The sequence below is a fragment of the Variovorax sp. R-27 genome (genome assembly GCF_049913215.1).
In the GTDB taxonomy this organism is placed as follows: domain Bacteria; phylum Pseudomonadota; class Gammaproteobacteria; order Burkholderiales; family Burkholderiaceae_C; genus Variovorax.
In genome coordinates, this window is the sequence record NZ_CP183984.1 from 6,090,192 (window position 1) to 6,116,720 (window position 26,529).

The 26,529-nt window shown below is 66.5% G+C and carries 29 protein-coding genes and 1 riboswitch; of the genes, 15 read left to right on the plus strand and 14 right to left on the minus strand.

Annotated features, from left to right (window positions below; genetic code table 11):
- Positions 1 to 6: 6 nt before the first annotated feature.
- Together ACN9MV_RS28575 and ruvA are read right to left on the minus strand one after the other, a co-directional pair.
- The gene (locus ACN9MV_RS28575; RefSeq protein ID WP_426390503.1) at positions 7 to 627 is read right to left on the minus strand and encodes a hypothetical protein; all 621 of its coding nucleotides are present in this window, start codon (positions 625 to 627) and stop codon (positions 7 to 9) included.
- A 26-nt stretch (positions 628 to 653) separates the two neighbouring features.
- The gene (gene ruvA, locus ACN9MV_RS28580) at positions 654 to 1,226 is read right to left on the minus strand and encodes a Holliday junction branch migration protein RuvA (RefSeq protein ID WP_093056689.1); all 573 of its coding nucleotides are present in this window, start codon (positions 1,224 to 1,226) and stop codon (positions 654 to 656) included.
- A 20-nt stretch (positions 1,227 to 1,246) separates the two neighbouring features.
- On the opposite strand from ruvA, the gene ACN9MV_RS28585 reads away from it, so the two are divergent.
- Positions 1,247 to 2,203: a PhoH family protein gene (locus ACN9MV_RS28585; RefSeq protein ID WP_426390504.1), complete on the plus strand. Its 957-nt coding sequence runs from the start codon at positions 1,247 to 1,249 to the stop codon at positions 2,201 to 2,203.
- Position 2,204: 1 nt separating this feature from the next.
- A complete protein-coding gene (gene ybeY, locus ACN9MV_RS28590; protein WP_093056690.1) occupies positions 2,205 to 2,672 on the plus strand; it encodes an rRNA maturation RNase YbeY in 468 nt (155 codons plus the stop codon).
- Positions 2,673 to 2,689: 17 nt separating this feature from the next.
- On the opposite strand, the gene dtd is transcribed toward ybeY, so the two are convergent.
- Positions 2,690 to 3,133 carry a D-aminoacyl-tRNA deacylase gene (dtd, locus tag ACN9MV_RS28595; RefSeq protein WP_426390505.1) on the minus strand — a complete coding sequence of 148 codons (444 nt, stop codon included), beginning with the start codon at positions 3,131 to 3,133 and terminating at the stop codon, positions 2,690 to 2,692.
- Positions 3,130 to 4,047: a cation diffusion facilitator family transporter gene (locus ACN9MV_RS28600; RefSeq protein WP_093177331.1), complete on the minus strand. Its 918-nt coding sequence runs from the start codon at positions 4,045 to 4,047 to the stop codon at positions 3,130 to 3,132. The genes dtd and ACN9MV_RS28600 overlap by 4 nt, the downstream gene beginning before the upstream one ends.
- A 150-nt stretch (positions 4,048 to 4,197) precedes the next feature.
- On the opposite strand from ACN9MV_RS28600, the gene ACN9MV_RS28605 reads away from it, so the two are divergent.
- Both ACN9MV_RS28605 and ACN9MV_RS28610 read left to right on the plus strand, forming a co-directional pair.
- Positions 4,198 to 4,743: a FecR family protein gene (locus ACN9MV_RS28605; protein WP_093078414.1), complete on the plus strand. Its 546-nt coding sequence runs from the start codon at positions 4,198 to 4,200 to the stop codon at positions 4,741 to 4,743.
- Positions 4,740 to 5,369, plus strand: a complete 630-nt coding sequence (locus ACN9MV_RS28610) for an OmpA family protein (RefSeq protein ID WP_426390506.1) — start codon at positions 4,740 to 4,742, stop codon at positions 5,367 to 5,369. Before ACN9MV_RS28605 ends, ACN9MV_RS28610 begins: the two co-directional genes overlap by 4 nt.
- Before the next feature lie 7 nt (positions 5,370 to 5,376).
- On the opposite strand, the gene tyrS is transcribed toward ACN9MV_RS28610, so the two are convergent.
- Positions 5,377 to 6,585 carry a tyrosine--tRNA ligase gene (tyrS, locus tag ACN9MV_RS28615; protein WP_426390507.1) on the minus strand — a complete coding sequence of 403 codons (1,209 nt, stop codon included), beginning with the start codon at positions 6,583 to 6,585 and terminating at the stop codon, positions 5,377 to 5,379.
- A gap of 184 nt (positions 6,586 to 6,769) precedes the next feature.
- Between tyrS and ACN9MV_RS28620 the strand changes: the two genes are divergently transcribed.
- Positions 6,770 to 8,116 carry a peptidoglycan DD-metalloendopeptidase family protein gene (locus tag ACN9MV_RS28620; protein WP_426390508.1) on the plus strand — a complete coding sequence of 449 codons (1,347 nt, stop codon included), beginning with the start codon at positions 6,770 to 6,772 and terminating at the stop codon, positions 8,114 to 8,116.
- Positions 8,117 to 8,155: 39 nt separating this feature from the next.
- Entirely contained in the window at positions 8,156 to 9,280 is a 1,125-nt protein-coding gene (locus ACN9MV_RS28625; protein WP_426390509.1) for an anhydro-N-acetylmuramic acid kinase, read from the plus strand.
- 7 nt (positions 9,281 to 9,287) lie between these two features.
- On the opposite strand, the gene mdtD is transcribed toward ACN9MV_RS28625, so the two are convergent.
- The 4 genes from mdtD to rplM all read right to left on the minus strand — a co-directional run bounded on the left by mdtD (position 9,288) and on the right by rplM (position 12,184).
- Positions 9,288 to 10,712 (minus strand): multidrug transporter subunit MdtD, encoded by a 1,425-nt coding sequence (mdtD, locus tag ACN9MV_RS28630; protein WP_093056697.1) that lies wholly within the window; start codon positions 10,710 to 10,712, stop codon positions 9,288 to 9,290.
- A gap of 81 nt (positions 10,713 to 10,793) precedes the next feature.
- The gene (gene erpA / locus ACN9MV_RS28635) at positions 10,794 to 11,159 is read right to left on the minus strand and encodes an iron-sulfur cluster insertion protein ErpA (RefSeq protein WP_007827949.1); all 366 of its coding nucleotides are present in this window, start codon (positions 11,157 to 11,159) and stop codon (positions 10,794 to 10,796) included.
- A 188-nt stretch (positions 11,160 to 11,347) separates the two neighbouring features.
- Positions 11,348 to 11,740 carry a 30S ribosomal protein S9 gene (rpsI, locus tag ACN9MV_RS28640; RefSeq protein ID WP_093056698.1) on the minus strand — a complete coding sequence of 131 codons (393 nt, stop codon included), beginning with the start codon at positions 11,738 to 11,740 and terminating at the stop codon, positions 11,348 to 11,350.
- Between the two features lie 12 nt (positions 11,741 to 11,752).
- Positions 11,753 to 12,184: a 50S ribosomal protein L13 gene (rplM, locus tag ACN9MV_RS28645; RefSeq protein ID WP_028259766.1), complete on the minus strand. Its 432-nt coding sequence runs from the start codon at positions 12,182 to 12,184 to the stop codon at positions 11,753 to 11,755.
- A 197-nt stretch (positions 12,185 to 12,381) separates the two neighbouring features.
- Between rplM and ACN9MV_RS28650 the strand changes: the two genes are divergently transcribed.
- Entirely contained in the window at positions 12,382 to 13,332 is a 951-nt protein-coding gene (locus ACN9MV_RS28650; protein ID WP_093078409.1) for a 23S rRNA (adenine(2030)-N(6))-methyltransferase RlmJ, read from the plus strand.
- 19 nt (positions 13,333 to 13,351) lie between these two features.
- Here ACN9MV_RS28650 and ACN9MV_RS28655 read toward each other — a convergent pair whose 3' ends face one another.
- From ACN9MV_RS28655 to ahcY, 4 genes are all read right to left on the minus strand, one after another.
- The gene (locus ACN9MV_RS28655) at positions 13,352 to 13,969 is read right to left on the minus strand and encodes a septal ring lytic transglycosylase RlpA family protein (protein ID WP_093078408.1); all 618 of its coding nucleotides are present in this window, start codon (positions 13,967 to 13,969) and stop codon (positions 13,352 to 13,354) included.
- 62 nt (positions 13,970 to 14,031) lie between these two features.
- Positions 14,032 to 14,856: a methylenetetrahydrofolate reductase [NAD(P)H] gene (metF, locus tag ACN9MV_RS28660; protein ID WP_093056701.1), complete on the minus strand. Its 825-nt coding sequence runs from the start codon at positions 14,854 to 14,856 to the stop codon at positions 14,032 to 14,034.
- Between the two features lie 10 nt (positions 14,857 to 14,866).
- On the minus strand, positions 14,867 to 15,649 hold the full coding sequence (locus tag ACN9MV_RS28665; RefSeq protein ID WP_093056702.1) for a TlyA family RNA methyltransferase: 783 nt from the start codon (positions 15,647 to 15,649) through the stop codon (positions 14,867 to 14,869).
- A gap of 10 nt (positions 15,650 to 15,659) precedes the next feature.
- Positions 15,660 to 17,099, minus strand: a complete 1,440-nt coding sequence (gene ahcY, locus ACN9MV_RS28670) for an adenosylhomocysteinase (protein WP_093078405.1) — start codon at positions 17,097 to 17,099, stop codon at positions 15,660 to 15,662.
- A gap of 66 nt (positions 17,100 to 17,165) precedes the next feature.
- A riboswitch (S-adenosyl-L-homocysteine riboswitch) is annotated at positions 17,166 to 17,236 on the minus strand.
- Between the two features lie 194 nt (positions 17,237 to 17,430).
- Between ahcY and ACN9MV_RS28675 the strand changes: the two genes are divergently transcribed.
- The 8 genes from ACN9MV_RS28675 to ACN9MV_RS28710 all read left to right on the plus strand — a co-directional run bounded on the left by ACN9MV_RS28675 (position 17,431) and on the right by ACN9MV_RS28710 (position 25,717).
- The gene (locus ACN9MV_RS28675; RefSeq protein WP_426390510.1) at positions 17,431 to 19,464 is read left to right on the plus strand and encodes a hypothetical protein; all 2,034 of its coding nucleotides are present in this window, start codon (positions 17,431 to 17,433) and stop codon (positions 19,462 to 19,464) included.
- A gap of 147 nt (positions 19,465 to 19,611) precedes the next feature.
- Positions 19,612 to 20,262, plus strand: a complete 651-nt coding sequence (locus tag ACN9MV_RS28680) for a hypothetical protein (RefSeq protein ID WP_426390511.1) — start codon at positions 19,612 to 19,614, stop codon at positions 20,260 to 20,262.
- Positions 20,263 to 20,414: 152 nt separating this feature from the next.
- On the plus strand, positions 20,415 to 20,909 hold the full coding sequence (gene phaP / locus ACN9MV_RS28685) for a TIGR01841 family phasin (RefSeq protein ID WP_093056706.1): 495 nt from the start codon (positions 20,415 to 20,417) through the stop codon (positions 20,907 to 20,909).
- 14 nt (positions 20,910 to 20,923) lie between these two features.
- Entirely contained in the window at positions 20,924 to 21,853 is a 930-nt protein-coding gene (locus tag ACN9MV_RS28690; protein ID WP_426390512.1) for an alpha/beta fold hydrolase, read from the plus strand.
- Between the two features lie 31 nt (positions 21,854 to 21,884).
- Positions 21,885 to 22,310 (plus strand): hypothetical protein, encoded by a 426-nt coding sequence (locus ACN9MV_RS28695; protein ID WP_426390513.1) that lies wholly within the window; start codon positions 21,885 to 21,887, stop codon positions 22,308 to 22,310.
- Positions 22,307 to 23,380 carry an alpha/beta fold hydrolase gene (locus ACN9MV_RS28700; protein ID WP_426390514.1) on the plus strand — a complete coding sequence of 358 codons (1,074 nt, stop codon included), beginning with the start codon at positions 22,307 to 22,309 and terminating at the stop codon, positions 23,378 to 23,380. The genes ACN9MV_RS28695 and ACN9MV_RS28700 overlap by 4 nt, the downstream gene beginning before the upstream one ends.
- Positions 23,377 to 23,991, plus strand: a complete 615-nt coding sequence (locus ACN9MV_RS28705; RefSeq protein WP_426390515.1) for a GNAT family N-acetyltransferase — start codon at positions 23,377 to 23,379, stop codon at positions 23,989 to 23,991. The genes ACN9MV_RS28700 and ACN9MV_RS28705 overlap by 4 nt, the downstream gene beginning before the upstream one ends.
- Before the next feature lie 97 nt (positions 23,992 to 24,088).
- The gene (locus tag ACN9MV_RS28710) at positions 24,089 to 25,717 is read left to right on the plus strand and encodes a peptide chain release factor 3 (RefSeq protein ID WP_093056711.1); all 1,629 of its coding nucleotides are present in this window, start codon (positions 24,089 to 24,091) and stop codon (positions 25,715 to 25,717) included.
- A gap of 7 nt (positions 25,718 to 25,724) precedes the next feature.
- Here the strand turns inward: ACN9MV_RS28710 and ACN9MV_RS28715 are convergent, their stop codons facing one another.
- Positions 25,725 to 26,528: an ABC transporter permease gene (locus tag ACN9MV_RS28715; protein WP_426390516.1), complete on the minus strand. Its 804-nt coding sequence runs from the start codon at positions 26,526 to 26,528 to the stop codon at positions 25,725 to 25,727.
- Position 26,529 lies beyond the last annotated feature (1 nt).

Here is a 26,529-nt window from a genome sequence, read left to right on the forward strand (position 1 = left end):
CGAACGCTACGCGCCCGTCCGCTGGAGTTCGTACTCGCCGGGCTTGTAGGGGCCCATGGCCACGCCGATGTCCCACAGCTTCAGCGCACCAGGCAACACGGCCTGGCTGCCAACCTTGGCAACACCGCGCTTTCGGATTTCGCGGTTGAGACGGGACGAGAAGGACGTGATCCTGCCGAAGTCCCAGGCCTCGACACCGCCGAGAATGTCCACAGTATCCGACCACGTCTGTGCACGCTTCATCGAGTTGTGATTGGTGTGCGAGTTTTCCAGTCGCGCATCGCCCTCGGAGGCCGAGCCCAGGCACAGCTGCACCAAACCCCAGCCATCGGCGTTGTAGCGGAAGGTGGCACCACCGCAAGCCTGCGGGTTCAGAGTCACGCGGCGCGGCACGAAGGTGGGGCCCGCGCCGCGCACATACAGCTGGAGATGCACGGCGCGCCACCTCTTGCCATTGGGGTAGCTGCGCTCGAACTGCGCGAGCACCTCGGTCGCCGAGCGGAAGCATTTCAGCGGCTGCTCGAAGTCGGATGCGAGTTCGTACACATCACAGGCTTCTTCGGCGAACAGCCACGAGAGCAGGCCCTCGTGGTCGTCCTTCGTGGCGTAGAAGTCGCAGTTGGGCATGTCGTCGGTCCTCGCGCCGTTGCGACCTACTTCGCGAGCGACTTGAGGGCCATCTTGATCCCCTCGCTCACCGTCGCATCCTTCGGCAGCGCCTTGAGCGCAAGCGCGGCCTCCTTGTCGCTGTACCCCAGCGCGATCAGCGCCTGGAGAATGTCCGCCTGCGCATCGGAAGCCGCATGCGCCGGCAGGCCGATGTCAGCGCCGAGCTTGCCCTTGAGTTCAAGCAACAGCCGCTCGGCGGTCTTCTTGCCGATGCCCGGAATCTTCACGAGCCGGCCGAGTTCCTGCGTCGTGATCGCCTGCGAAAGCTCACCCACGCTCATGCCCGAGAGCAGGCCCAGCGCGGTGCGCGGCCCCACGCCGGTGATCTTGATGAGCTGGCGAAAGGCTGCCCTTTCCTCCGCAGTGCCGAAGCCGTAGAGAATCTGCGCGTCCTCGCGCACGACGAAGTGCGTGAGCAGCGAGACCTTCGCGCCGAGGTTCGGCAGGTTGTAGAACGTGCTCATCGGCACGTCGACCTCATAGCCGACTCCGTTGCAGTCCACAACTACCTGCGGTGGGTTGCGTTCGGCCAGCGTGCCGGTCAGTTTGCCTATCATGGGTGCCCTTTTTCCTTGAAATGTCCGGCGTGATTCTGCGACACACCTTTACCCCACTGAACAATTCGCGCCTCGGCCACCTGTGCGGACCTCTGGACGCCCACCTGCGCCGCATCGAGGAAGCGCTGGGCGTGAAGATCGCGCACCGTCACGAACAGTTCAAGGTCGACGGCCCCAAGGCCTCCGCGCAGCGCGCAATGGACGTGCTGCAGGCGCTGTACGAAATTGCCCAGCGGCCCATCGACGCGGCGGTGGTGCAGCTCACGCTGGCCGGCGACGGCGGAATGCTCGATGGTGACGACGACATCGCGATGCTCGTCACCCGCCGCACCGACCTGCGCGCGCGCACACCCACGCAGGCGCTGTACCTCGACAACATCGCCAAGCACGACATCACCTTCGGCATCGGCCCAGCCGGCACCGGCAAGACGTACCTCGCAGTGGCCTGCGCGGTCGATGCGCTGGAGCGTGCCGCGGTGCAGCGCATCGTGCTGACGCGGCCCGCGGTGGAAGCAGGCGAGCGGCTGGGCTTTCTGCCGGGCGACCTGACGCAGAAGGTCGACCCGTACCTGCGCCCGCTGTACGACGCGCTCTATGACCTGATGGGCTACGAGAAGGTGCAGAAGGCCTTCGAGCGAAATGCGCTCGAGATCGCGCCGCTGGCCTTCATGCGCGGGCGCACGCTGAACAACGCCTTCGTGATCCTCGACGAGGCACAGAACACCACGCCCGAGCAGATGAAGATGTTCCTCACACGCATCGGCTTCGGCGCGCGCGCGGTGGTGACGGGCGACGTGAGCCAGATCGATCTGCCCAAGCAGCAGTTGAGCGGGCTGATCGACGCCGAACGCGTGCTCAAGCGAGTGAACGGCATCGCCATGACGCACTTCACGAGCGTGGACGTGGTGCGCCACCCGCTTGTGGCGAAGATCGTCGATGCCTACGACGGCCAGCGCAAGCGCGCGGGAGCCCACTGAGATGGCCGCATCCGCACTTCCCGCACTTTCGCTCTCGCTGCAGTTCGGCCGCTTCAAGGGCGTGGAGCGCCATCGCGCCGCGCTGCCGCGCCACAGCGTGACGCGCTGGATCCGCCATGCGCTGGACATCGACGGCGAGATCACAGTGCGCATCGTCGACGCCGACGAGGGCCAGCGACTGAACCGCGAGTTTCGCGGCAAGGACTACGCAACCAACGTGCTGACCTTCGATTACGCGCAAAGCCCGCTGGTGATGGCCGACCTGGTGCTGTGCGCTCCGGTGGTGGCGCGCGAGGCAAAGGAAAACCGCAAGACGCTGGCCGACCACTACGCGCACCTGCTGGTGCACGGGACGCTGCATGCGCAGGGCTGGGACCACGAGACCAGCGAGGCCGACGCTGACGAGATGGAAGCGTACGAAATCGAGATTCTTGCGGGCCTGGGCATTCGCAGCCCGTACGGCAAGTAAATAAGCGGCCGCCGCCGCTACGCCGTCATCTGCAGCGGGATGGTGACGGGCCCGTCGTTCAGCAGGTGCACCTGCATGTCGGCGCCGAACTCGCCGGTGGCAACCACCGGGTGCGCGGCGCGCGCCTGCGCCACGAAGTACCCGTAGAGCCGGCGGCCTTCGTCGGGCGGCGCGGCCTGGGTGAAGCTGGGGCGGTTGCCGCCGCTCGCGTCGGCCGCCAGCGTGAACTGGCTCACCACCAGCAGGCCGCCGCCGATGTCCTGCACGCTGCGGTTCATCTTGCCGGCCTCGTCCGAGAAGATGCGCAGCTTGAGGATCTTGGCGAGCATGCGGTCGGCGAGCGCGTCGACGTCGCCGCGCTCTGCGCACAGCAGCACGAGCAGGCCCGCGTCGATGGCGCCGACGGTGCGGCCGGCAATGTCGACGCGTGCATTTGCCACGCGTTGGAGAACAGCTTTCATAAGGCGTGATGTTCGCCGGCCTGGGTGGCGCGGGCTTCCATGGTCAGGGGCAGGAGCTGGATCGTCACGCGCAGGCCGGGCACGGCGTCCATCAGGGCCTGCTCCAGCTGGTCGCGCATGTTGGCGGCATGCTGCAGGGTCCAGTCGCCAGGCACGTGCATGTGCAGGTCGGCAAAGCGGCGCTGGCCGGCGCTGCGGGTCACCATGTCGTCGAAGCGCAGCCGCGTGCCTTCGGGCATGCGGGCGGCGAAGGCGTCGAGGGTGGCGCGCACGGTGGCGAGGGTTTCGGGGTCGAGGGCTTCGTCCATCAGGCCCTGCGACGAGCGCCACACCAGCTTGACGCCCTCGCGCACGATGTTGAGCGCTACGCCAATGGCCAGCAACGGGTCGAGCCAGAGCCAGCCGCTGAGCTGCACGCCGACGATGCCGACCACCACGGCGGCGGAGGTCCAGACGTCGGTCATCAGGTGGCGGCCGTCGGCCTCCAGCGCGATCGAACGGTGCGTGCGTGCCGCGCGGAAGAGCATGAAAGCCAACCCTGCGTTGAAGCCCGAGCTGAGCACCGACAGCGCCAGGCCCCAGCCCAGCTGCTCCAGCGGCTGCGGCGACAGCAGGCGCTGGATGGACACCCAGAGGATCGCAATGGCCGCACCAACGATCAGGATGCCTTCGAAGCCCGAGGAAAAGTACTCGGCCTTGTGGTGGCCGTAGGGATGGTCGTCGTCGGCGGGCCGCTCGGCGATGGTCACCATGGCCAGCGCGAACATGGCGCTCGCCAGGTTCACGAAGGACTCCATCGCGTCCGAGATCAGGCCCATCGAATTCGTCATGTAGCCAGCCAGGCCCTTGAGCACAATCGTGATCAAGGCCACGGCAACGGACACACGCAGCAGCGTCTTGGGGGTCAACGTCATGCAAAAACCATGGGAATTGGGCAGAAGGCAACGCAAAAAGCGGTAAAAGGCCGCAAGAACTGCCTGAATTATCGGCTCCGTGTCTACATGTAACGCCTTCGCATTAATAATTTGCGACCAACGCGAAACTGTCCTTCGCAGAGAGCCCAGATGATGAAAAACCTCGTGATCGCCTTGGGCGGCCTCGCCATTGTGGCCTCGGCCGCGCTGGCACAAGCCCAGACGCCATCGGCCGCTCCCGTGGCGGCGCCACCTGCCGCAGCCGCGTCCGCACCGGCGCCTGCTACAGCCGCCCCCGCCGCCAAGGCGGATCCCCAGGCGGGCTTCGTGAAGTTCGTGCGCGGCAACGTGCAACTGCTCAACGGCGCCGGCGCCACCCGCGCGGCCAGCCCCGGCGACGCGCTGGGCGCCGTGGACCGCATCGTGACCGGACCCGACTCCTCGGCCTCCGTGGTGCTGCGCGACGACACGACACTGGTGGTCGGCCCCTCGTCGCGGCTCGACCTGAAGGAATTCCACTTCGACGGCACGACGCACGAAGGCGGCATGCTGGTCTCGCTGCTGCGAGGCTCCATGCGCATGATCACCGGCCTGATCGGCAAGACCAATCCCGACGCAGTGCGGGTCGAGACGCAGACGGCCACCATCGGCATTCGCGGCACCGACTTCATCGTGCAAGCCGACGGCCAGCCATGATGAAGACCCCCAACCCCCAACAGTCCCGCCTCGCATTCCTTCTTCCGGCCGCGCTGGCCGCCCTGCTGCTGGCCGCATGCTCGACGCCCGGCACGCGGGTGGTGCTGCTGCCGCAGGCGGACGGCAAGCCATCGGCAGTGGTGGTGCGCGCCAAGGACGGAGAAGAAGTGCTTTCCACGCCTTACCAGCGCGCCACGGCCGCAGTGGGCGCAAAGGGCGCTCCGGTGGTCGACCAGGCCGATCCGGCCAAGGTGCAGGCAGAGAACAAGCCGCTGTTCGACATGCGCCCGCCTCCGCCGCAGCGCTACACGGTGTATTTCGAGCTCGGCGGCACCACGTTGACGCCGGCTTCGCAGCAGATCATGACCGAGGCGCTGGCTGCGGCGTTGGCGCGCAGCGGCGGCGACATCGTGGTCACGGGCCACACCGACACCAAGGGCAGCGGCGAGCAGAACGACCAGTTGTCGCGTCGTCGGGCGCAGGAAGTGGTCCAGCTCTTCGTGGAACGCCAGTTCCCGGCCAACCGCATCGAGGCCGTGGGCCGCGGCGAGCGCGACCTGGCCGTCCCGACTGCCGACGAGGTGGACGAGCCGCGGAACCGGCGCGTCACCATCGAGGTTCGCTGAAAAACCCTCAGCTCAGGGTCACGCGGGCGAATTTGCGTCGTCCGACCTGGACGACATAAGTACCGGCGGCCAGCTTCAGCCCCTTGTCGCTAATCACGGCGGAATCGACTCGCACGCCGCCACCGTCGATCAAGCGATTGCCTTCCGACGTCGAAGGCGCCAGGTTCGCCTGCTTGAGCAGTTGGGCGATGCCCAGCGGAGCACCCGACAGCGACACCTCCGGAATCTCGTCCGGCACGCCACCCTTGCTGCGGTTGATGAAATCCTGCTCGGCCGCGTCCGCCGCCGCCGCACTGTGGAAGCGCGTGGTGATTTCCTTGGCCAGCGCGACCTTGGCGTCCTTCGGATTGCGGCCGCCCTCGATCTCGGCCTTCAGCGCTGCGATCTGCTCCAGCGACTGGAAGCTCAGCAGCGTGTACCAGCGCCACATCAGGTCGTCGGAAATCGACAGCACCTTGGCGAACATGGTGTTGGCGTCTTCGCTGATGCCGATGTAGTTGTTCTTGCTCTTCGACATCTTTTCGACGCCGTCGAGCCCTTCCAACAATGGCATAGTGAGTATGCACTGCGGTTCTTGGCCATATTCCTGCTGGAGATGACGACCGACGAGCAGGTTGAATTTCTGATCGGTGCCGCCCAGTTCGAGATCGCTCTTGAGCGCGACCGAGTCGTAGCCCTGCATCAGCGGGTAGAGGAATTCGTGCACCGAGATCGACTGGCCGCCCTTGAAGCGCTTGTTGAAGTCGTCGCGCTCCATCATCCGGGCCACCGTGTACTTGGCGGCGAGCTGGATCATGCCGCGCGCGCCCAGGGGGTCGCTCCACTCGGAGTTGTAGCGGACTTCGGCGATATCGACGTTCAGCACCAGGCGCAGCTGGTCGAAGTAGGTCGCCGCATTGGCCTCGATCTGCTCGCGGGTCAGCGGCGGCCGGGTGCTGTTGCGCCCGGACGGGTCGCCGATGGTGGTGGTGAAGTCGCCGATCAGCGGGATCACCGTGTGGCCCAGGTCTTGCAACTGGCGCATCTTGTTGAAAACCACCGTGTGACCCAGATGAATATCCGGCGCCGTCGGGTCCAGACCGAATTTGATGCGCAGGGGGGTCCCGGTGGCTTCGGAGCGCTGGAGCTTGCGCACCCACTCGTCCTGCGGCAGCAGCTCGTCAGCGCCGCGGAGGGATATTTCTAGCGCGCGTCCTACACTATTTGAGAGGCTCATGGATGTAACAGATTCGGCCTTTACGGGCTTTTTTAGCTGACTTTGGGGGTGCCGAAGCTATACTCAGCCCGACTTTTCAAGCGCCGAATTCTAAGCGGCGCTTTTTTCCGCACCGTCTGCTGCCGCCCTGAACGTACTGGGCCTTGCAGCACGGATTTGCAGAACCTGAGCTGGAATTCACAGTTTGATCAACGGCATTCTTGCCGCCGAGGAGCTACTTGCTTCTCGCGTGGCCTATACATTCCGGACGTACCCCAAGCAGATCACCGCGGTCATTGCTGCCGCGCTGCTGAGCGCCGGCACCCTCGCGGTGGCATCGCTCGGTCCTGACGCATCCGACCTCCCGGTCCACCAGATTCTCGAAGCGACGACGCCAACCTCGTTCGCCGACCAGAGCGAATCGCTCGAAAACTTCAGCTTCACCCTGTTCCGCACCGACGTCACCCGTTCGAGCGACACGGCCGAGGCCCTGATGAAGCGCCTGGGCATTTCCGACCCGGCCGCCACCGCCTTCGTGCGCAGCAGCGTGGAAGCCCGCAACGCGCTGTTCTCTCGCGCCGGCCGCACCGTGACGGCCGAGGCCACGCAGGAAAACCAGCTCAAGAAGCTCAGCGCCCGCTGGATTCCCGATGGCGACGGCGGCTTCAAGCGCTTCGTCATCGAACGCACGCCCACCGGCTTTGCCGGCGTGACCGAGCGCGACATGCTCACGCCGGGCACGCGCCTGGCGAGCGGCACCATCCGCACCTCGCTGTTCGCCGCCACCGACGACTCGCGCATTCCCGACGCGGTGGCAAGCCAGCTGGCCGACATCTTCGCGGGCGACGTCGACGTGCGCGCCCTGCGCAAGGGCGACCGCTTCGCCGTGGTGTACGAAACCTTCGAAGCCGACGGACAGGCGCTGCGCAGCGGCCGCGTGCTGTCGGCCGAGTTCGAGAACAACGGCAAGATCCACCAGGCCGTCTGGTTCCAGCCTCCGGGCGCGGGCCAGAAAGGCAGCTACTACCGCCCGAACGGCGACAGCCTGCGCAAGGCCTACCTGGCAACACCGGTCGAGTTCTCGCGCGTGTCCAGCGGCTTCGCGATGCGCATGCACCCGATCCTGAACAGCTGGCGCCAACACAACGGCATCGACTACGCAGCACCCACCGGCACCTCGGTGCGTTCGGTCGGCGACGGCACGGTCGATTTCGCGGGCACGCAGAACGGCTACGGCAACATCGTCATCATCAATCACCGCAACAACCAGCAGACGGCGTACGCGCATTTGAGCCGCATCGACGTCAAGGCCGGCCAGGCAGTGAGCCAGGGCCAGACGGTCGGCGCGGTGGGCTCCACCGGCTGGGCCACCGGCCCGCACCTGCACTTCGAATTCCGCGTGGGCGGCGTCTATCAAGACCCGGCTTCCATCGCACAGGAAGGCGGCGCGCCGATCACCGCCGCCATGCGCCCGGCCTTCGAGCGTGTCGCCGTGGGTGCGCGCACCGAGCTGGCGGCTGCCTTCTCGGTCATCCAGGCCAGCGCCGACTGATTCCGTCGCGCGGCCGGCCTCTCCAGCCCTGATCCAAAGATGGCCGCCGAACTTTTCATCGGCCTGATGTCGGGCACCTCGCTCGATGGCGTCGATGGCGTGCTCGCCGACTTTTCCGGTGGCCGCATCGCGGTGCAGGCCTACGCCACGGCGCAGTTTCCCGTGGCTTTGCGCGCCGAACTGCTCGCACTCAACACTCCTGGCGACAGCGAACTGCATCGCGCGGCACTTGCCGGCAACGGGCTGGCGCGTGCGTATGCCGGTGTCGTCGCCCAGTTGCTGGCGGACAGCGGCACCGACGCCAAGGCCGTCACCGCCGTCGGCGCGCACGGCCAGACGGTGCGCCACCGGCCGCTCGAGTTCGACGAGGTCGGCTACACCCTGCAAGTCAACAATCCCTCGCTGCTGGCCGAACTGACCGGCATCGACGTGGTCGGCGACTTCCGCAGCCGCGACCTCGCGGCCGGCGGCCAGGGTGCGCCGCTGGTGCCGGCCTTTCACCGCGCGCTGTTCGCTCGGGCCGACGAGACGGTCGCCGTGCTGAACATCGGCGGCATTTCCAACCTGAGCCTGCTGCCAGCGACGAATACGGTGGGCGGCGCCACCGTGCTCGGCTTCGACTGTGGCCCAGGCAACGCGCTGATGGACCACTGGTGCCAGACCAACCAGGGCCAGCCCTTCGACCGTGGCGGCCAATGGGCCGCCAGCGGGCAGGTGCTGCCCGCCCTGCTCTCGCAGCTGCTGGCCGACCCGTACTTCGCCAAGACGCCGCCGAAGAGCACCGGGCGCGACCTGTTCAACCCGACCTGGCTCGCCGCGCAACTCGGCACCACGACGATGGCGCCTGCCGATGTGCAGGCGACGCTGGCCGAATTGACCGCACAGGTCTGTGCGGTAGACGTGAAGAGCTATGGAAAAGATAGCAAGCTGCTGATCGTCTGCGGCGGTGGCGCGCTGAACGACCATCTGCTAGACCGCCTGCGCGCCCTGCTGCCTGGCATCCATGTGGCGGCTTCGACCGATCACGGCCTGCCGCCCCAACAAGTCGAGGCGGCGGCGTTTGCATGGCTTGCTCGCGCGACCGTCCGGCGCGAGGCCGGCAATCTGGCCAGCGTGACTGGCGCGCGCGGGGCACGGGTGCTCGGCGCGATCTACCCCGCCTGATTCGCCCTCAGCCCTGGCCGGAAACCTCCGGCTGCGCGGGGTGCGGCGCTCGTACTTCCGAGGGAAGATGCCAGAAGATCATCGCTGAAGCCACCGTGATCAGCCCCATACTTGCAAAGGTGGCCTGAAAGGCATCCAGCGTGTGCGCAGGCGTTTCGGTGCCGAAGATGCCGTTGTAACCCGCCAGCACGGCACCCGCGGCGGCCACGCCCAGGCTCATTGCCAGCATCTGCACCATCGACAGCAGGCTGTTGCCACTGCTGGCCATGCTGCCGTCCAGGTCCTTCAGCGTGATCGTGTTCATCGCGGTGAACTGCAGCGAGTTGACCGCGCCGAAAGCCAGCAGCTGCAGCACATGCAGCGCCATCGGCTGGCCCGGCGCCGTCAGCCCGAAGCTGGCCATCGTGCAGCCCACGAGGATGGTGTTGACCACCAGCACCTTGCGGTAGCCGTGGCGCGTGATCAGCGGCGTGGCGAAGCGCTTCATGGCCATGCCGGCCAACGCGATCGGCAGCATCATCAGCCCGGCGCGCACCGGTGAATAGCCCATCGACACCTGAAGCAGCAGCGGCACCAGGAAAGGCATGCAGCTGCTGCCCAGCCGCGAGAACAGGTTGCCGATCAGGCCGATGCTGAGCGTCGGCACATGAAACAGCGAGGGCGCAAACAGAGGCTCGGGCGTACGCGAAGCGCGCAGCCAGTAGGCGACGATGCTCGCGAAGCCGAAGATCAGCACGACCATCACGCCGCCCTGGCGCAGGCCCACGCCGTCGAGCGAGAGCGAAATCGCCACCATGCCGAAGGCCAGCATCGCGTAGCCCACGCTGTCGAAACGCTTCTGCACCACGCCGCGCAGGTCGGGCATGTACTTGAGCGTGGCGATGCAGCCCAGCAGCCCCACGGGCACGTTGATCAGGAAGATCCAGTGCCACGAGGCGTACTGCACCAGCCAGCCGCCCAACGTAGGGCCCAGCAAGGGCCCTATGAGGCCCGGAATGGCGACAAAGCTCATCGCCTGCAGGAATTCCCCACGCGGCACCGTGCGCAGCAGCGCCAGGCGCCCCACGGGCAGCAGCAACGCGCCGCCCAGGCCCTGGACCACCCGGGCGGCCACCAACTGGCCCAGCCCGTGCGAGAGCGCGCACAGCACCGATCCGGCGGCGAACAGCACGATCGCCGAGAAAAAGATGCGCCGCGTGCCGAAGCGGTCGGCAATCCAGCCCGAAGCGGGGATCAGCATCGCCATGGTGAGCGCATATGCCACCACCACTGACTGCATGCGCAGCGGGCTCTCGCCGAGGCTCGCGGCCATCGCCGGCAGTGCGGTGTTGATGATGGTGGCGTCGAGCGTCTGCATGAAGAAGCCGACGGCGACGAGCCACAGCAGGCTCTTGCGAACGGGATTGACGGCGGCGTCAGCCTCGGAGTTCATAGGCAGGGAAAAGAGAAGCAGGAACGAAAAAGCCGCCCGGAGGCGGCTTATTGGGGAAGCTGGGTCAGCAGCATTCAGGCATCAGGCCGAGAAGCTCGATCCGCAGCCGCAGGTGCTGGTGGCGTTCGGGTTCTTGATCACGAACTGGGCGCCTTGCAGGTCTTCCTTGTAGTCGATCTCGGCGCCGACCAGGTACTGGTAGCTCATGGCGTCGATCAGCAGCGACACACCGTTCTTGGTCATGGTGGTGTCGTCTTCGTTGGTGATTTCATCGAAAGTGAAACCGTACTGGAAGCCGGAGCAGCCGCCACCCTGCACGAACACGCGCAGCTTCAGGTCGGGATTGCCTTCCTCGGCGATCAGGTCGGCCACCTTGGCGGCCGCGCTGTCTGTGAAGACGATCGGCTCGGGCATCTGGGTCTGGATGTTTTCGGCAACGGCGCTCATGGGGTGATAACTCCTAGGGGGCCGGACATGCGGCCAATGGAACGAATGCTACTGCAATGCCGCATTCTCGGCAGGCTGGGTGTGGCGTGCACCCCAATGCAAGTGGGGTTGGAGGCCCCTGTGCCAAGAGGGCTTCCAATGAAAAAGCCGCCCGAAGGCGGCTTTTCTTGTTCGCAGCGAACAGTGGATCAGCGCTTGCTGAACTGCTTGCGACGACGGGCGGAGTGCAGACCGACCTTCTTGCGCTCGACTTCACGTGCATCGCGCGTCACGAAGCCGGCTTGGCTCAGGACGGGCTTGAGCGACGCGTCGTAGTCGATCAGCGCACGGGTGATGCCGTGGCGCGTGGCGCCGGCTTGACCCGATTCGCCGCCACCGTTCACGTTCACCATCACGTCGAAAGCTTCGAGGTTGTTGGTCAGCGCGAGGGGCTGCTTGGCAATCATGATCGAGGTTTCGCGGCCGAAGAACTCTTGGATGTCCTTGCCGTTGACCGTGATCTTGCCGGTGCCTTTTTTCAGAAACACGCGGGCGACGCTCGATTTGCGACGGCCGGTGCCATTGTTCCATTCACCAATCATTCTCAAGGCTCCTTACAGTTCCAGCACTTTGGGCTGTTGGGCGGTATGCGGGTGCTCAGCACCACCGTACACCTTGAGTTTCTTGATCATCGCGTAACCGAGCGGGCCCTTGGGCAGCATGCCCTTGACAGCCTTTTCCAGGGCGCGGCCCGGGTGCTTGGATTGCATGTCGCGGAAGTTCGTCGCCGTGATACCGCCCGGGTAGCCCGAGTGACGGTAGTACACCTTGTCGATCGACTTGGCGCCGGTGACGCGCAGTTGCGCGGCGTTGATGATGACGATGAAGTCACCGGTATCGACGTGAGGCGTGTAAATGGCCTTGTGTTTGCCGCGCAAACGGAGAGCAACTTCGCTGGCTACTCGTCCGAGGACCTTGTCGGTCGCGTCAATCACAAACCACTCGTGCGTCACGTCAGCGGGCTTGGCGCTGAACGTTTTGGTCATGAGTTTTTCTCTTGAAAAGAGGGTTTGTCGGGCCCTTTTCCACGGTCGGCGTTCCTCTGACGGGAATCTCTTAGGTGGGAAGGTAGTCTTCGCCGCGGGGCCACAAAAACGCTGCGAAGCCCGCGATTATATAAAGAATGGCCCTGTGCTGGCAAATTCGCATATGTGCGGCCCAACACCGTTACCATCCTCCCCCTATGTTCAGTTACCGCCACGCCTTCCATGCCGGCAACCACGCCGACGTGCTCAAGCACACGGTGCTGATTGCCACGCTCGACCATCTGCTTGAAAAAGAGGCAGCCCTGACGGTCGTCGACACTCACGCCGGCGCCGGTCTGTACCGGCTCGACGGCGACTACGCCGGCACCAGCGGCGAAGCGGCAGACGGCATCCTGCGCCTTCTTTCAGACAAGAAAGAGCCCACCACGCCCGCCCCCGCGGCGAAGTCCGCTACCAAAAAGGTAGCGCCCGAAGCCGAAGCCCCCTTGGCCGATGCGATCGCGCGCTACCTCAGCGTGATCCACGACTTCAACCCCAAGGGCGGCGCGCGCGTCTACCCCGGCTCGCCGTTCATCGTGCAGCACCTGCTGCGCGACCACGACAAGCTCAAGCTGTTCGAGCTGCACCCGACCGACGCCCGCACGCTGGACGCCAACATCGCCCAGCTCGAGGCCGGCCGCCAGATCGCGGTGTTGCGCGAAGACGGCTTCGGCAGCGCCACCAAGTTCCTGCCGCCGCCGTCGCGCCGCGCACTGGTGCTGATGGACCCCAGCTACGAGATGAAGACCGACTACGGCCGGGTGCTCGATTTCGCGGCCGAGGCGCTCAAGCGCTTTGCCACCGGCACCTACGCGATCTGGTATCCGATCATTCCGCGCCCCGAGGCGCACGACCTGCCGCGCCGGCTCAAGACGATGGCGACCAAGGCCGGCAAGTCGTGGCTGCACGCCACGCTGACGGTCAAGTCCAGCAAGATCACGACGGATGCGTCGGGCGAAACCCACCGGCCGGGGCTGCCGGCCAGCGGCATGTTCCTGATCAATCCGCCGTACACGCTGAAGCCGCTGCTGGCGGCTGCGCTGCCGCAGCTGGTGGAGCGCCTGGCGCAAGACCGGCACGCCGCCTTCTCGCTCGATTCGGGCGGCTGAGCCTCCGCCTTTTCGTTTCTTATTTACGGCGACGAGGCGGCACGATCACCTTGCGCCGCGCGGGCACCGGCGACTTGGCTCGCTGCTGCACGGCCGCAGCCGCCACTGGCGCCGACGCATCGCCTGCCTCCACCGGCAAACCACCGCAGCGCATCCCTTCACGGTCGACGATCGACAGCGCCACCTGCTTGATACCCAGGCCCGTCAGGCCGATGCGGTCGGCCGCCGCGCGGCTCAGGTCGATCACCCGGCCCGCTGCATAGGGCCCGCGGTCGTTGATGCGCACCAGCACCTCGCTGCCGTTGACGAGGCTGCGCACGCACACGCGCGTGTTGAAAGGCAGGGTCTTGTGGGCCGCCGTCAGGGCGGTCATGTCGAAGCGCTCGCCGCTGGCGGTCTTGCGCTGGTGGAACTGGATGCCGTACCAGGAGGCGCCGCCGCGCTCGAAGATTTCGCGCGGCCCGTCGTCGCCGGGCACGCCGTCGTCCGGCGTCTGTTCGCCCATTCCGGACACCGCCAGGTCATAGCGCACCGACGGCACGCTCGAACGCGGCGCCGCGCCCGGCGGCACCGCGATGGCGCGGGGCAAGGGCAGCAGCTTCCCCGTTCCGCCTTCGGCGTCCGTGGCCGGCGGCATGGCGCAACCGGCGAGAACGCAGGTCGCAGCGACCAGGACTGCACGAAGCCCCGCGCGCCCTCTCAATCGAGGCGCTCCAGTACAGCCAGCGTGGCCGCCGACTGGTTCATTGTGTAGAAGTGCAGCGCCGGGGCGCCACCGTCGCGCAGACGTGCGCACAGGTCGGTCACCACATCGAGGCCGAAGGCCTTGATCGATGCCGTGTCGTCGCCGAAGCTTTGCAGACGCAGGCGGATCCAGCGCGGAATCTCGGCGCCGCAGGCGTCCGAGAAGCGCATGAGCTGCGTCGAGCTCGTGATCGGCATGATGCCCGGCACGATCGGCGTGTCGAGCCCCAGCTTGCGCGCGTCGTCGACGAAGCGGAAGTAGGCCTCGGGGCTGAAGAAGTACTGCGTGATTGCCGAATCGGCGCCCGCCTTCACCTTGGCGGCAAAGGCCTGCAGATCAGCCTCGGGCGAACGGGCCTGCGGATGGATCTCGGGGTAGCAGGCCACCTCGATGTGGAAGTCTCGGCCGGTCTCTTCGCGGATGAAGGCGACGAGGTCGCTCGCATACAGGAATTCGCCGCCGATGCCATAGCCGCTCGGCAGGTCGCCGCGCAGGGCCACGAGGCGCTTGACGCCCATGGCCTTCAGCTCGGCGAGCTGCTCGCGCACCGTGGCGCGCGTGGCGCCAATGCACGAGAAGTGGCTCGCGGCGTCCACGCCTTCGGACAGGATCTCCTGCACCGCACCGAAAGTGCCCTGGTGCGTGGAGCCGCCCGCGCCGTACGTGACCGAGCAGAACTGCGGCTTGCGCACATACAGCTGCTGGCGCACGGCGCGCAGCTTGACCGCGCCTTCGGGCGTCTTGGTCGGGAAGAATTCGAAACTCAGCGGAAGGCGCACCTGCGTCTCCTTAGGAACCGTCGTTCGCGTCCTGGACGGCACGAACGGCGTGAATGAAAAACTCGCGGTTGCCGTCGCCTCCGGCGATCGGGCTGTCGAACCACTGCAGCACCCGCAGGCCGAGCGCCTCGCAGGCATCGTGCAGGCGCTTCTCGACCACCGCATACATCGACTCGTCGCGCACGATGCCGCCCTTGCCGACCTGGCCGGGCTGCAGTTCGAACTGCGGCTTGACCAGCATCAGCAGACGCCCGTCGTCCGCCAGAAATTCGACCACCGCCGGCAGCACCAGCGTGAGCGAAATGAACGAGAGGTCGCCAACGATCAGGTCGAAACGCGACTCGCCTTCTTCTTCCAGGTCATCGGGCGACAACGCACGCGCATTGACGCCTTCGATGGCAACCACGCGCTCGTCATCGCGCAACCGCGCATGCAGTTGCCCATGGCCGACATCGACGCCAACCACCTTCGCGGCACCGCGCTGCAGCAGGCAATCGGTAAACCCGCCGGTCGACTGGCCCACGTCGAGGCACAGCTTGCCGGAAGGATCGATGCCGCTCTCGGCCAACGCGCCTTCGAGCTTGAGCCCGCCGCGCGACACGTAGCGCGCCTCGGCCGCATCGGCGAGCTCGAGCTCGGCCGACTCGGGCACGTCGTCCTTGTTCTTGACGACCGAGCGCCACGCGTCGCTCGTGCCCGCGTCGCGCCAGCGCAGGCCGCCGGCAATGAGCCGCACCGCTTGCGAACGCGACGCGGCCAGGCCGCGCTCCACCAACAGTTGATCAGCGCGCATCCGTTGTCGATCAGTAGCGGTACGTGTCCGGCTTGTATGGACCGTTCTTGCTCACGCCGATGTAGGCGGCCTGCGCGTCGGTCAGCTCGGTGAGCATGGCGCCGACCTTCTTCAGGTGCAGGCGCGCGACCTTCTCGTCCAGGTGCTTGGGCAGCACGTAGACCTTGCCGGCCTGGTAGGCGTCGGGCTTGGTGAACAGCTCGATCTGGGCGATGGTCTGGTTCGCGAACGACGACGACATCACGAAGCTCGGGTGGCCCGTGCCGCAGCCCAGGTTCACGAGGCGGCCCTTGGCCAACAGGATGATCTTCTTGCCGTCCGGGAACTTGATGTGGTCGACCTGCGGCTTGATTTCTTCCCACTCGTACTTCTCGATCGACGCGACGTCGATCTCGTTGTCGAAGTGGCCGATGTTGCAGACGATGGCCTGGTCCTTCATCTTGGCCATCGTGTCGTGCGTGATGACGTCCTTGTTGCCGGTGGTCGTCACGAAGATGTCGGCCTTGTCGGCGGCATATTCCATCGTCACGACCTTGTAGCCTTCCATCGCGGCCTGCAGGGCGTTGATCGGGTCGATCTCGGTGACCCACACTTGCGCCGACAGTGCGCGCAGCGCCTGAGCCGAGCCCTTGCCCACGTCGCCGTAGCCGGCCACGCACGCCACCTTGCCGGCGATCATCACGTCGGTCGCGCGCTTGATGCCGTCCACCAGCGATTCGCGGCAGCCGTACAGGTTGTCGAACTTGCTCTTGGTGACCGAGTCGTTCACGTTGATGGCGCGGAACAGCAGCGTGCCCTTGGCGCTCATCTCGTTCAGGCGGTGCACGCCGGTGGTGGTTTCCTCGGTCACGCCGATGATCTCGGCCGACTTGCGGGTGTACCAGGTCGAATCGACGGCCAGCTTGGCCTTGATGGCAGCGAAAAGAATGCGCTCTTCCTCGCTGCCCGGGTTGGCGAGCACGCCCAGGTCCTTCTCGGCGCGCTGGCCCAGGTGCATCAGCAGCGTGGCGTCGCCGCCGTCGTCCAGGATCATGTTCGGGCCTTCGCCCTTCGAGTCCTTGGGGCCGAAGTCGAAGATGGCGTGGGTGTAGTCCCAGTAATCCTTCAGCGACTCGCCCTTGATGGCGAACACCGGCGTACCTGCCGCGGCGATGGCGGCGGCGGCGTGGTCCTGCGTCGAGAAGATGTTGCACGAGGCCCAGCGCACGGTCGCGCCTAGCGCCTGCAGCGTCTCGATCAGCACGGCCGTTTGAATGGTCATGTGCAGCGAGCCCGTGATGCGCGCGCCCTTCAGCGGCTGCGCCTTCGAGAACTCTTCGCGGATGGCCATCAGGCCGGGCATCTCGGTTTCCGCGATCTTGATTTCCTTGCGGCCCCAGGCGGCGAGGGACAGGTCGGCGATCGCCTGGTCGGCGGTCGAAACGGGGGTGGGCTTGAGAACAGCGCTCATGGGAACTCCAACAAAACTGGTTTGAAAGATGCCGCTGCGTACGGGGAACGGACTCACCGCAAGAACAGCGGGTGAGCGTGGTTGCGATGTGTGGTCCGAGCCTCACGCCTGACGGCGCTGCAACGCTCCTCGGAACGGCGGATTGTAGACGGGGCAAGAGCCTGCGCCAATGCTCGGGGCTTGGCTGACATTTGTCACCCTCGGAGTGACATTGACCTCTGGTTACGATTTCCTCGGGTTTGGTTCAGCAGCCAACCGGCCTGTTGTCGAGCCTATCTGAAAACAAAAGGGCACAAAAATGAGGATGACGAGGAATCTTGCGAGTTGGTGCATGGTCGCCTTGCTGGCGGCTTGCGGGGGAGGAGGAGGCGGCTCCGGTGGCCTTTCGCTGTCGTCGGGCGGCAGCGGCAAGCCGGAGGTCGCGGCCGGCAAGACCCTGGGCGCGGACGCGCGCAACGGCAGCTATCGCGTCTACGCGGCCAATGGCACGCAACAGCAACTGGCGGTCGATTTCGACGCCGGCAGCTACACGATGACGGACAACCTCGGCCTGGCCGAGTCCGGCACTTTCAGCGAAGACTTCACCGAGCCGGGGACCTACGTCTTTGCCAGCAGTCGGATCACGACTGCGGCCAACACCTCGCGCTTCAGGGTGACGACGGACGCCATCGTCGGTGCCTTCCCGTTCCAGAACGCGTACTCGAGCCCCGCTGCGTATGCCGCGCAGCCCTTCATCGCCGCGCGCGATTTCGTGACTGACGCCGCATTGCTCGACAGCGACTACAACCGCCTCGGCATAACACGCAACGGCGCCGGCGCTTCGGACTCGCAAATCCTGTCCATGCGCGTCTCCGGCACCGGCACGACGCTCGAGATCTGTCTCGACAACGTGGTCTACCGAATCGCCTTGTGTCCCGCCACGTCGAAGCGAACCTACACAATCGCCGCAGACATCGACAGCGCGTGGGTTGCGACCAACATTGCCGATGCCGCTGACACAGTGAGGTTCCGGATGGCGCGCATCGGCGGCCAGAACGTCTATCTGGCGGCGGGCACCAGCCCGACTGCGCCAACCACCCAGCTCTTGAGGATCGGTCTGCCCGACTCTTCGAACTGGCCCACCACCCGCGGCATCGGCGCATCGACCACGGGCAGTTGGGGCAGCAACCTGATCGACACCGCCAACTCGGTGCGCACAGCCACCAGCACGGACGGCACCTACGGCACCCTGACGATGCCGATAGGCGGCACCTTTCCGCTGCCGCCCGAAGGCATCCGCACCGTCAACAGCGGCGGCGCGAGCAGCTACTTCGCGATGCAGAACGGTCTGCTCTCGGTGGTCGTCGGTTCGCGCAACCCCAACACGCAGGGCTACATCCAGATCAACCTGATCGACACCGGCACCGCGCCCGACGCACGCAACGGCCGCTACAAGGTCTACGCCACCAACGGCACGCGGCAGACGCTGGCGCTGAACCTGGACAGCAAGCACTACGAGATGACCGACGAGACCGGCGCCATCGCCTCCGGCAGCTTCGCCGAAGACGCGGCAGAAGCCGGCAGCTTCATCTTCGACAGCAGCCGCATCACAAGCCCGGTGAACACGGCGCGCTTCCGCCTCGCGACGGACACGGTGGTCGGATCGTTCCCGTTCGCTGTCGCGCAGGTCACGCCGGTGAGCTACGGCGTGCGGCCGTTCGTGGCATCGCGTGCGCTGGTGAAGACGCAGGCAGCTCTCGACGGCGTCTACAACCGTCTGGGCATCAACCTGACGGCCACCACCGGCGATTCGTCGATCACGCAGGTCCAGATCGCCAACGGAGGCGCCACGCTCTACCTGTGCAATGACAACGGGATTTACCGCATCGACAACTGCCCTGCAGCCTCCCTGCGGACCTACACCGTGTCGGCCGGCCCGACCGTCGACACCTGGCACATCGTGAGCGTGACCAATCCCTCCGACAACGGCAACTTCGGGATCGCACGCATCGGTGGCGAGAACGTCTACCTCGGGGCCGGCGTCAGCTCCTCGACGCCCACGATCTCGCAGTTCCGCATCGGCCTGCCGGAGCGCTCTACATGGCCCACCATCGCCGCACGCGGTGGCGCTACCAACGGCAGCTGGGGCGGCACGTCCATCGACGCCGTCAACTACGCCCGCGCGCAGGTGCTACCCGACGGCACCACGGCCACGCTCAGTGCGACGCTGGGTTCGATGGGTACGATCGGCCCGCTCAACATGCGCGCGGCAACGTTCGGCGGCACCGCGTTCCACTTCGCAAGCCAGAGCAGCAAGCTCTTCGCGATGGTCGGCTCGCGCAACCCGGCCACGGCCGGCGCGCTTGAAATCGGCCTGATCGACTGACGCTCCAGGCTCTTCGTAAAAAGGCCGCACACCGCATCGCGCGGAGTGCGGCTTTTTTTCTTGCTCATTCAGGCCTAAGTCGGGGGTCTGCACGATTCGCCGCCGCGACGTACATTGGCCGGACTCCCATCGCCCCCGAAAGCCACCATGCCGATTTCCCTGTCCAGCGCGTCCAAAGCCCTGCTCGCCACCACCGCCACCGCCCTTTGCCTGACCGCCGCCGTGCTGCCGGTCACCGCATCGGCGCAAAGCCCCGACACCGTACGCATCCGCGGCACCATCGTGCGCGTCGATGCCAACACCCTCGTCGTGCAGGACCGCGGCGGCGAGGTCGTCTCGCTCGCACGCCCGGCCGAGATGGCCGTGTCCGAGGTCTACCGCATCAAGCTGTCCGACATCAAGCGCGGCAGCTTCATCGGCACCGCCGCCATGCCGCAGGCCGACGGTACGCAGAAGGCGCTCGAAGTGGTGGTGTTCCCCGAGGCCGCGCGCGGCACGGGCGAAGGCCACCGCCCATGGGACCTGCTGCCCCAGAGCACCATGACCAACGCCACGGTCGCCGACCTGGCCGCGGCGCCGAAGTCGGTGCGCGGCGGCCAGCAGCTGCAGCTGACCTACAAGGGTGGCGAGAAGACCGTCATCGTGCCGCCCGATGTGCCCGTGGTCACCTTCCGCCCCGGCACCGACGCGCTGCTGGTGCCCGGCGCCCACGTGCTGGTCAATGCGCAGGAGAAGAACGGCACGCCCACGGCATTGCGCGTCACGGCCGGCCGCAACGGCTTCGCGCCGCCGATGTAAGAAGAAGCCCGGCACCCAAGGGAAATCCCGCAGGCATTTTTGTCGCTGCGGCAACCTCCGGTGCATCTGTGCGGCGTATCGTGGCGAGGGACTTTTGCCGCCAGGCTGGTCCCTGCCATCCAACCGTTCACCGTCACAGGAGATTCCGCACCATGGCCACTGCCAAGAAAGCCGCCGCCAAGAAGACCACCGCCAGCAGCAGCACCGCCAGCGCGAAGACGGCGATGCCGACCGCCGCGGACATGCTCAATCCGCTGAAGGGCATGGCCGACAAGCTGCAGAACCTCAACCTGACCGGCGGTGCCGGCAAGCTGCTGGAGAGCGGCCGCAAGGACCTGGCGGCGCTGATGCAGGCCAACGAGAAGTCCTACCAGGGCCTGCAGACCGTCGTGCAGCGGCAGACCGAAATGATCAAGAGCGCGATTGCCGAATGGCAGACCGCCGCCAAGGCAATGCCGGGCAAGGACCCGAAGGAAAACCTGGCCAAGCTCGACGAACTCGGCCGCCAGTCTTTCCAGCGCGCCATCGACGACATCAAGGAACTGGCCAACCTCGCCGCCAAGTCGCAGGCCGACGCCTTCGACGTGGTGCGCCAGCGCATCCAGGCCAACGTGGACGAAGTGACGAAGCTGCTGCAGCGCAAGTAAGCCGGGCCGCAGCCATGACCGCAGTCCCGCCCCGCGTCGAGCAGCGCACGCGCGCCAACGGCATCGAGCTCGCCTGGGACAGCTTCGGCGACGCCGGTGCACCGCCGCTGCTGCTGGTCATGGGCCTCGGCGCGCAGATGGTGGCCTGGGACGACGCGTTCTGCGCCCGGCTCGCCGAAGCCGGCGGGCACCGCGTGATCCGCTTCGACAACCGCGACATCGGCCATTCGACGCATCTCTCGCACCTCGGCGTGCCCGACATCCAGGCACTGATGGCGCAGGCGATGGCGGGCCAGCCGCTGCGAACGCCCTACAACCTGCGCGACATGGCCGCCGACTGCGTCGGGCTGCTCGACGCGCTGGGCATCGCGCGTGCCCACATCGTGGGCGCCTCGATGGGCGGCGCCATCGGGCAGGAGCTGTGCATCCACCACCCGCACCGCATGCTGTCGTTCACCAGCATCATGTCGACCACCGGCGCTCCGGGCCTGCCGCCGCCCACGCCCGAGGCGATGGCCGTGCTGTTCACGCCTTCGCCGACGACCTTCGAGGCCTACCTGCCGCACTACGCCAGGGTGTGGCGCGTGCTGCGCGGCCCGTTTGACTTTCCGCTCGACGAGGCGCGCGACGCCGAAAAGGCCCAGCTCGTGTTCCTGCGCGGCCTCAACCCGGCCGGCGTGGCACGGCAGCTCGCGGCCATCCTGGCCTCGGGCAACCGCAAGCCCGCGCTGCGCGACGTGCGCGTGCCAACGCTGGTGATCCACGGCGACGCCGACCCGCTGGTGCCGGTGGCCTGCGGGGTCGACGTGGCCGATGCCATCCCGGGCGCGCAGCTGCTGCGCATTCCGCGCATGGGCCACGCGCTGCCCATTCCGATGTGGCCGCAGATCGTCGACGCCATTGCCGCGCACACGGCGCACACGGCGCGGCACCCGAACACCTGAGACAAGAACGACAGACAAGGGAGCACCTGCCATGAACCAGTTCTCCCCGCTCGACCCGATGGCGATGTGGCGCGAGCTCACCGCCCAGTGGGAAAAGAGCACCAACGAGTTCGCCAACGAAGCCATGGCCTCCGACCCTTTCCGCCAGGGCATGCACGGCGGCATGAACGCCTCGCTCACCGCGCAGAAGGCGCTGGGCGATCTGATGGCGCGCTACCTGACGCTGCTGAACCTGCCCACGCGCGCCGACCTCCAGGTGCTGGGCGAGCAACTGCAGCGCATCGACGACCACCTTGCGCGCATCGCCCGTGCGGTGGAAGGCGGCTCCGGCCCCGCGCCGACTGCGCAAGCCGCTGAACCGAAGCCGCGCCGCACGCGCCAGCCGCCGAGCCCGCCGCCGGCCGCAACAGCGAAGCCGGCCCGCACGCGCAAGCCAGCAGGAAAGCGCCCGGCATGACCACCGCCCTCGATGCCTTCGCCCTGCCCGACATCGGCGCTGAGATCGAGCGCGCGATCCAGCGCAACATCAAGGGCCTGGACTTCCTCACCTCGGCCACGCCCACCGTCGGCCAGACGCCGAAGGACGAGATCCACCGGCGTGGCACGCTGAGCCTGTACCACTACCGCCCGATGGTCGACGAGATCTACCGCGTGCCGGTGCTGATCGTCATGGCAACCACCAACCGCGGCTACATCCTCGACCTTGCGCCAGGCCAGAGCATGGTCGAGCACCTGCTGCTGCAGGGCTATGACGTCTACATGATGGACTGGAACGCGCCGCGCCCCGACGAGAAGCGCCTGCGCATCGAAGACTACGTGCTCGACTTCATCCCCGATTCGCTGCGGCGCGTGCAGGAACGCTCGGGCGAGGAAGACGTCACACTCATCGGTTACTGCATGGGCGGCGTACTCTCCACGCTCTATGCGGCGCTGCACCCCGGCGGGCCAATGAAGAACCTTGCGCTCTTCACCACGCCGATCGACTTCAGCCACATGAAGATGTTCCATGCGTGGTCGGACAAGCGCTACTTCGACGTCGACCGGCTGGTCGACACCGTGGGCAACGTGCCGCCCGAGATGCTGTTCGCCTCCTTCGACATGCTGCGCCCGGCGGGCCGCAGCGCAGGCGTGGTGCAGCTGTGGGACAACATGGACAACGACGAGTTCGTCAAGTCGTACCGCATGTTCGACCGCTGGGGCACCGAGATGCTTCCGCTGGCCGGCGAGTATTTCCGCCAGACCGTGAAGGAGCTCATGTGGGGCAACAAGCTGCACAAGGGCGAACTGACGCTCGGCGGGCGCAAGGTGCTGCTGAAGAACATCAAGGTGCCGGTGCTGCACGCACTTGCGCAGCACGACCACATCGTTCCGTATGAAGCGGGGCAGCCGCTGATTGCCGGCATCGGCTCGGCCGACAAGGAAGAAGTGGTGCTCAAGGGCGGCCACGTCAGCCTTGCCGCCGGCCCCAACGCAGTGCGCAGGCTGTGGCCCAAACTCGACGAATGGCTTGGAGTGCGATCGACATGACCATCACCGCCGTTTCCGATTCCTTTTCGCGGACCTATCCGCGCACCGTGACGAGCAGCGAAGGCAACATCGTCCTGCGCCTGATGACCGCGGACGACGCGCCCGCCGTGCTGGCCTTCGCACAGGCCCTGCCCGCGCACGACCTGCTCTTTTTGCCGCGCGACATCACCCAGCCCAAGGTGATGAACGCCTGGGTGCGTGCCATCGAGCGCGGCGACATCGACAGCGTGCTCGCGGTGCGCGAAGCCGCGGTACTTGGCTGCGCCGCGGTGATCCGCGATCCGCACTCGTGGTCCAGTCACGTCGCCGAACTGCGCGTGCTGGCCGCGCCCGAGCAGCGCGGCAGCGGCCTGGGCCAGCGGCTCGCGCGCGAGGCCTGCTCGCTGGCCATCGAGCGCGGAGCGGAAAAACTCGTCGCCCGCATGACCGTCGACCAGCGCAGCGCCATCGCCGTCTTCCAGGCCCTGGGCTTCCGCCCCGAGGCGCTACTGAGCAAGCACGTGAAGGACTGGCAGGGCGTGACGCACGACCTCGTGGTGCTGAGCCACGACGTGGCGCGGTTCGAGGCGCAGATGCGGGCTTATGGGATGAACGAAGCGCTCGGAGCCTGAAAGAAGCAGGCGTCTGCGGGGGTGCTTTGCCAGGGCCGGACGGGGCGCAAACCGCCGCCCTTCTAAAATCGCGGCATTCCCCCGCAGATTGCCCACCTTGTCTTTTGTTGCCGAAACCCGCCGCCGCCGCACCTTCGCGATCATTTCCCACCCTGACGCCGGCAAGACCACGCTGACCGAAAAGCTGCTGCTTTTCTCTGGCGCGATCCAGATCGCCGGCTCGGTGAAGGCGCGCAAGGCCTCGCGCCATGCCACCTCCGACTGGATGGAAATCGAAAAGCAGCGCGGCATCTCGGTGGCCTCGTCGGTCATGCAGATGCTGTATCGCGACCACGTCATCAACCTGCTCGACACGCCCGGCCACAAGGACTTCTCGGAAGACACGTACCGCGTGCTCACCGCCGTCGACTCGGCCCTGATGGTGATCGACGCGGCCAACGGCGTGGAAGCGCAGACGCGGCGGCTGATCGAAGTCTGCCGCCAGCGCGACACGCCCATCATCACTTTCGTCAACAAGATGGACCGCGAAGTGCGCGAGCCGCTGGACATCCTCGACGAGGTGGAGCGCGAGCTCGGCATGCCCTGCGTGCCCATGACCTGGCCCGTGGGCCAGGGCAAGACCTTCCGAGGGATCATGAACCTGCGCACGCAGGCGATGACGGTGTTCGAGTCGGGCAGCGAACGTCTGCCGCAGGACTTCGAGACCATCCCGCTGAGCGAGCGCGACACGCTCACCAAGCGCTTCGGCGCCGACTTCGAGACCGCCATGGACAGCATGGAGCTGGCCACCGGCGCATCGCCCACCTGGGACCGCGAAGCCTTCCTGGCCGGCAAGCAGACACCCGTGTTCTTCGGCTCCGGCGTGAACAACTTCGGCGTGATGGAAGTGCTCGACGCGCTGGTCGACCTTGCGCCTTCGCCGCAGTCGCGCACCAGCACCACCATGGTCAACCGCCAGCCGGTGGTGAAGGAGATCCAGCCCGAGGACAAGGACTTCGCGGGCGTGGTCTTCAAGGTGCAGGCCAACATGGACGCCAACCACCGCGACCGCATCGCCTTCGTGCGCATGGCCTCGGGCAAGTACACGCCGGGCATGAAGCTCAAGGTGCAGCGCACCTCGAAGGAACTGCGCCCCACCAGCGTGGTGACCTTCATGAGCCAGCGCCGCGAGGCGGTGGAAGAGGCCTACGCGGGCGACATCGTGGGCTTTACCACCCACGGCGGCGTGCAGCTGGGCGACACCATCACCGACGGCGCGAGCCTGCAGTTCACCGGGCTGCCGTTCTTCGCGCCCGAGCTGTTCATGACCGTAATCCTGAAGAACCCGCTGCGCACCAAGCAGCTGCAGCAGGGCCTGGCCCAGCTCGGCGAGGAAGGTGCGATCCAGGTGTTCCGCCCCGAGGTCGGCGGCCCGATGCTGCTGGGCGCGGTCGGCCAACTGCAGTTCGAAGTGGTGCAGCACCGCCTGAAGGCCGAGTACGACGCCGACGTGCGGCTCGAAGGTTGCCAGTACACCGGTGCGCGCTGGATCACGGCCGACACCCCGGCCGAGCTGCGCGAGTTCGTCAACGCGTACCCGGTGCGCATGGCCAAGGACGCGGCTGATACGCTGGCCTTCCTGTGCACCTCGCCGTACGACGTGCGGCTGGCGCAGGAGCGATTTCCGAAGATCCACTTTCATCCGCTGCGGGAGCATGCGGGGTTGGCGCTGCAGAGCGCCGGTTGATGGCACGCTAGCTGCCGGTCGAAGCGTAGTGGCGCAACCCGAAGCGCCACGCCCCGAACGCCGCCGCGAGAAACACGAATCCCGCGAGCGGCGACACCATGCCCACCCACCCGGGCGCCCCCAGCGGATCGGCCTTGCCCAGAATTGCCAGCACCGGGTAATAAGCCACGCAGGCCAGCGGCACGATGAAGGTCAGCACGCGGCGGAACCACTGCGCATACAGCGCCAACGGATACTGCGCCGCCTGCACGCCGCCGTAAGTCAGCACATTGGCGATCTCCAGGCTCTCGACGGTCCAGAACGACAGCGTGCCCTGCAGCACCAGGATGCCGAGGAACAGTGCGACGCCGCCGGCAACGGCGAACAGGGCGATCGCCACCGTGGCTGGAGTCCATGCGATGGCCGCCTGATGCGTGGCGAACACGATCACCGCCACACCCTGCAGCAAGCGCCCTGCGCGGCTGATGCGGAAGTCGTTGCCCATCAGTTGCAGCGCGAGCGAACGCGGGCGCAGCAGCAGGCGGTCGAAGGCACCTGTGCGCAGGAACTCCGTGCCGAGCACGTCGAAGCCGCGGCCCAGCGCATCGGCGAGCGCGAACATGCAGTTCACCAGCCCGTAGAACAGCGCCACCTCGCCGATGTGCCAGCCCTGCACGTCGCCGAAGCGATGGAACAGCGCCCAGACGGCGACCACCTCGATGCCGGAGCCGAGGAACTGGCCGACGGTCAGCATCAGCGCCGAGGCCGGATAGCGCGCCTGTCCGCCGAGGGAGGCGCCGACCAAGCGGAAGAAAAGCGGAAGCGATCCCATC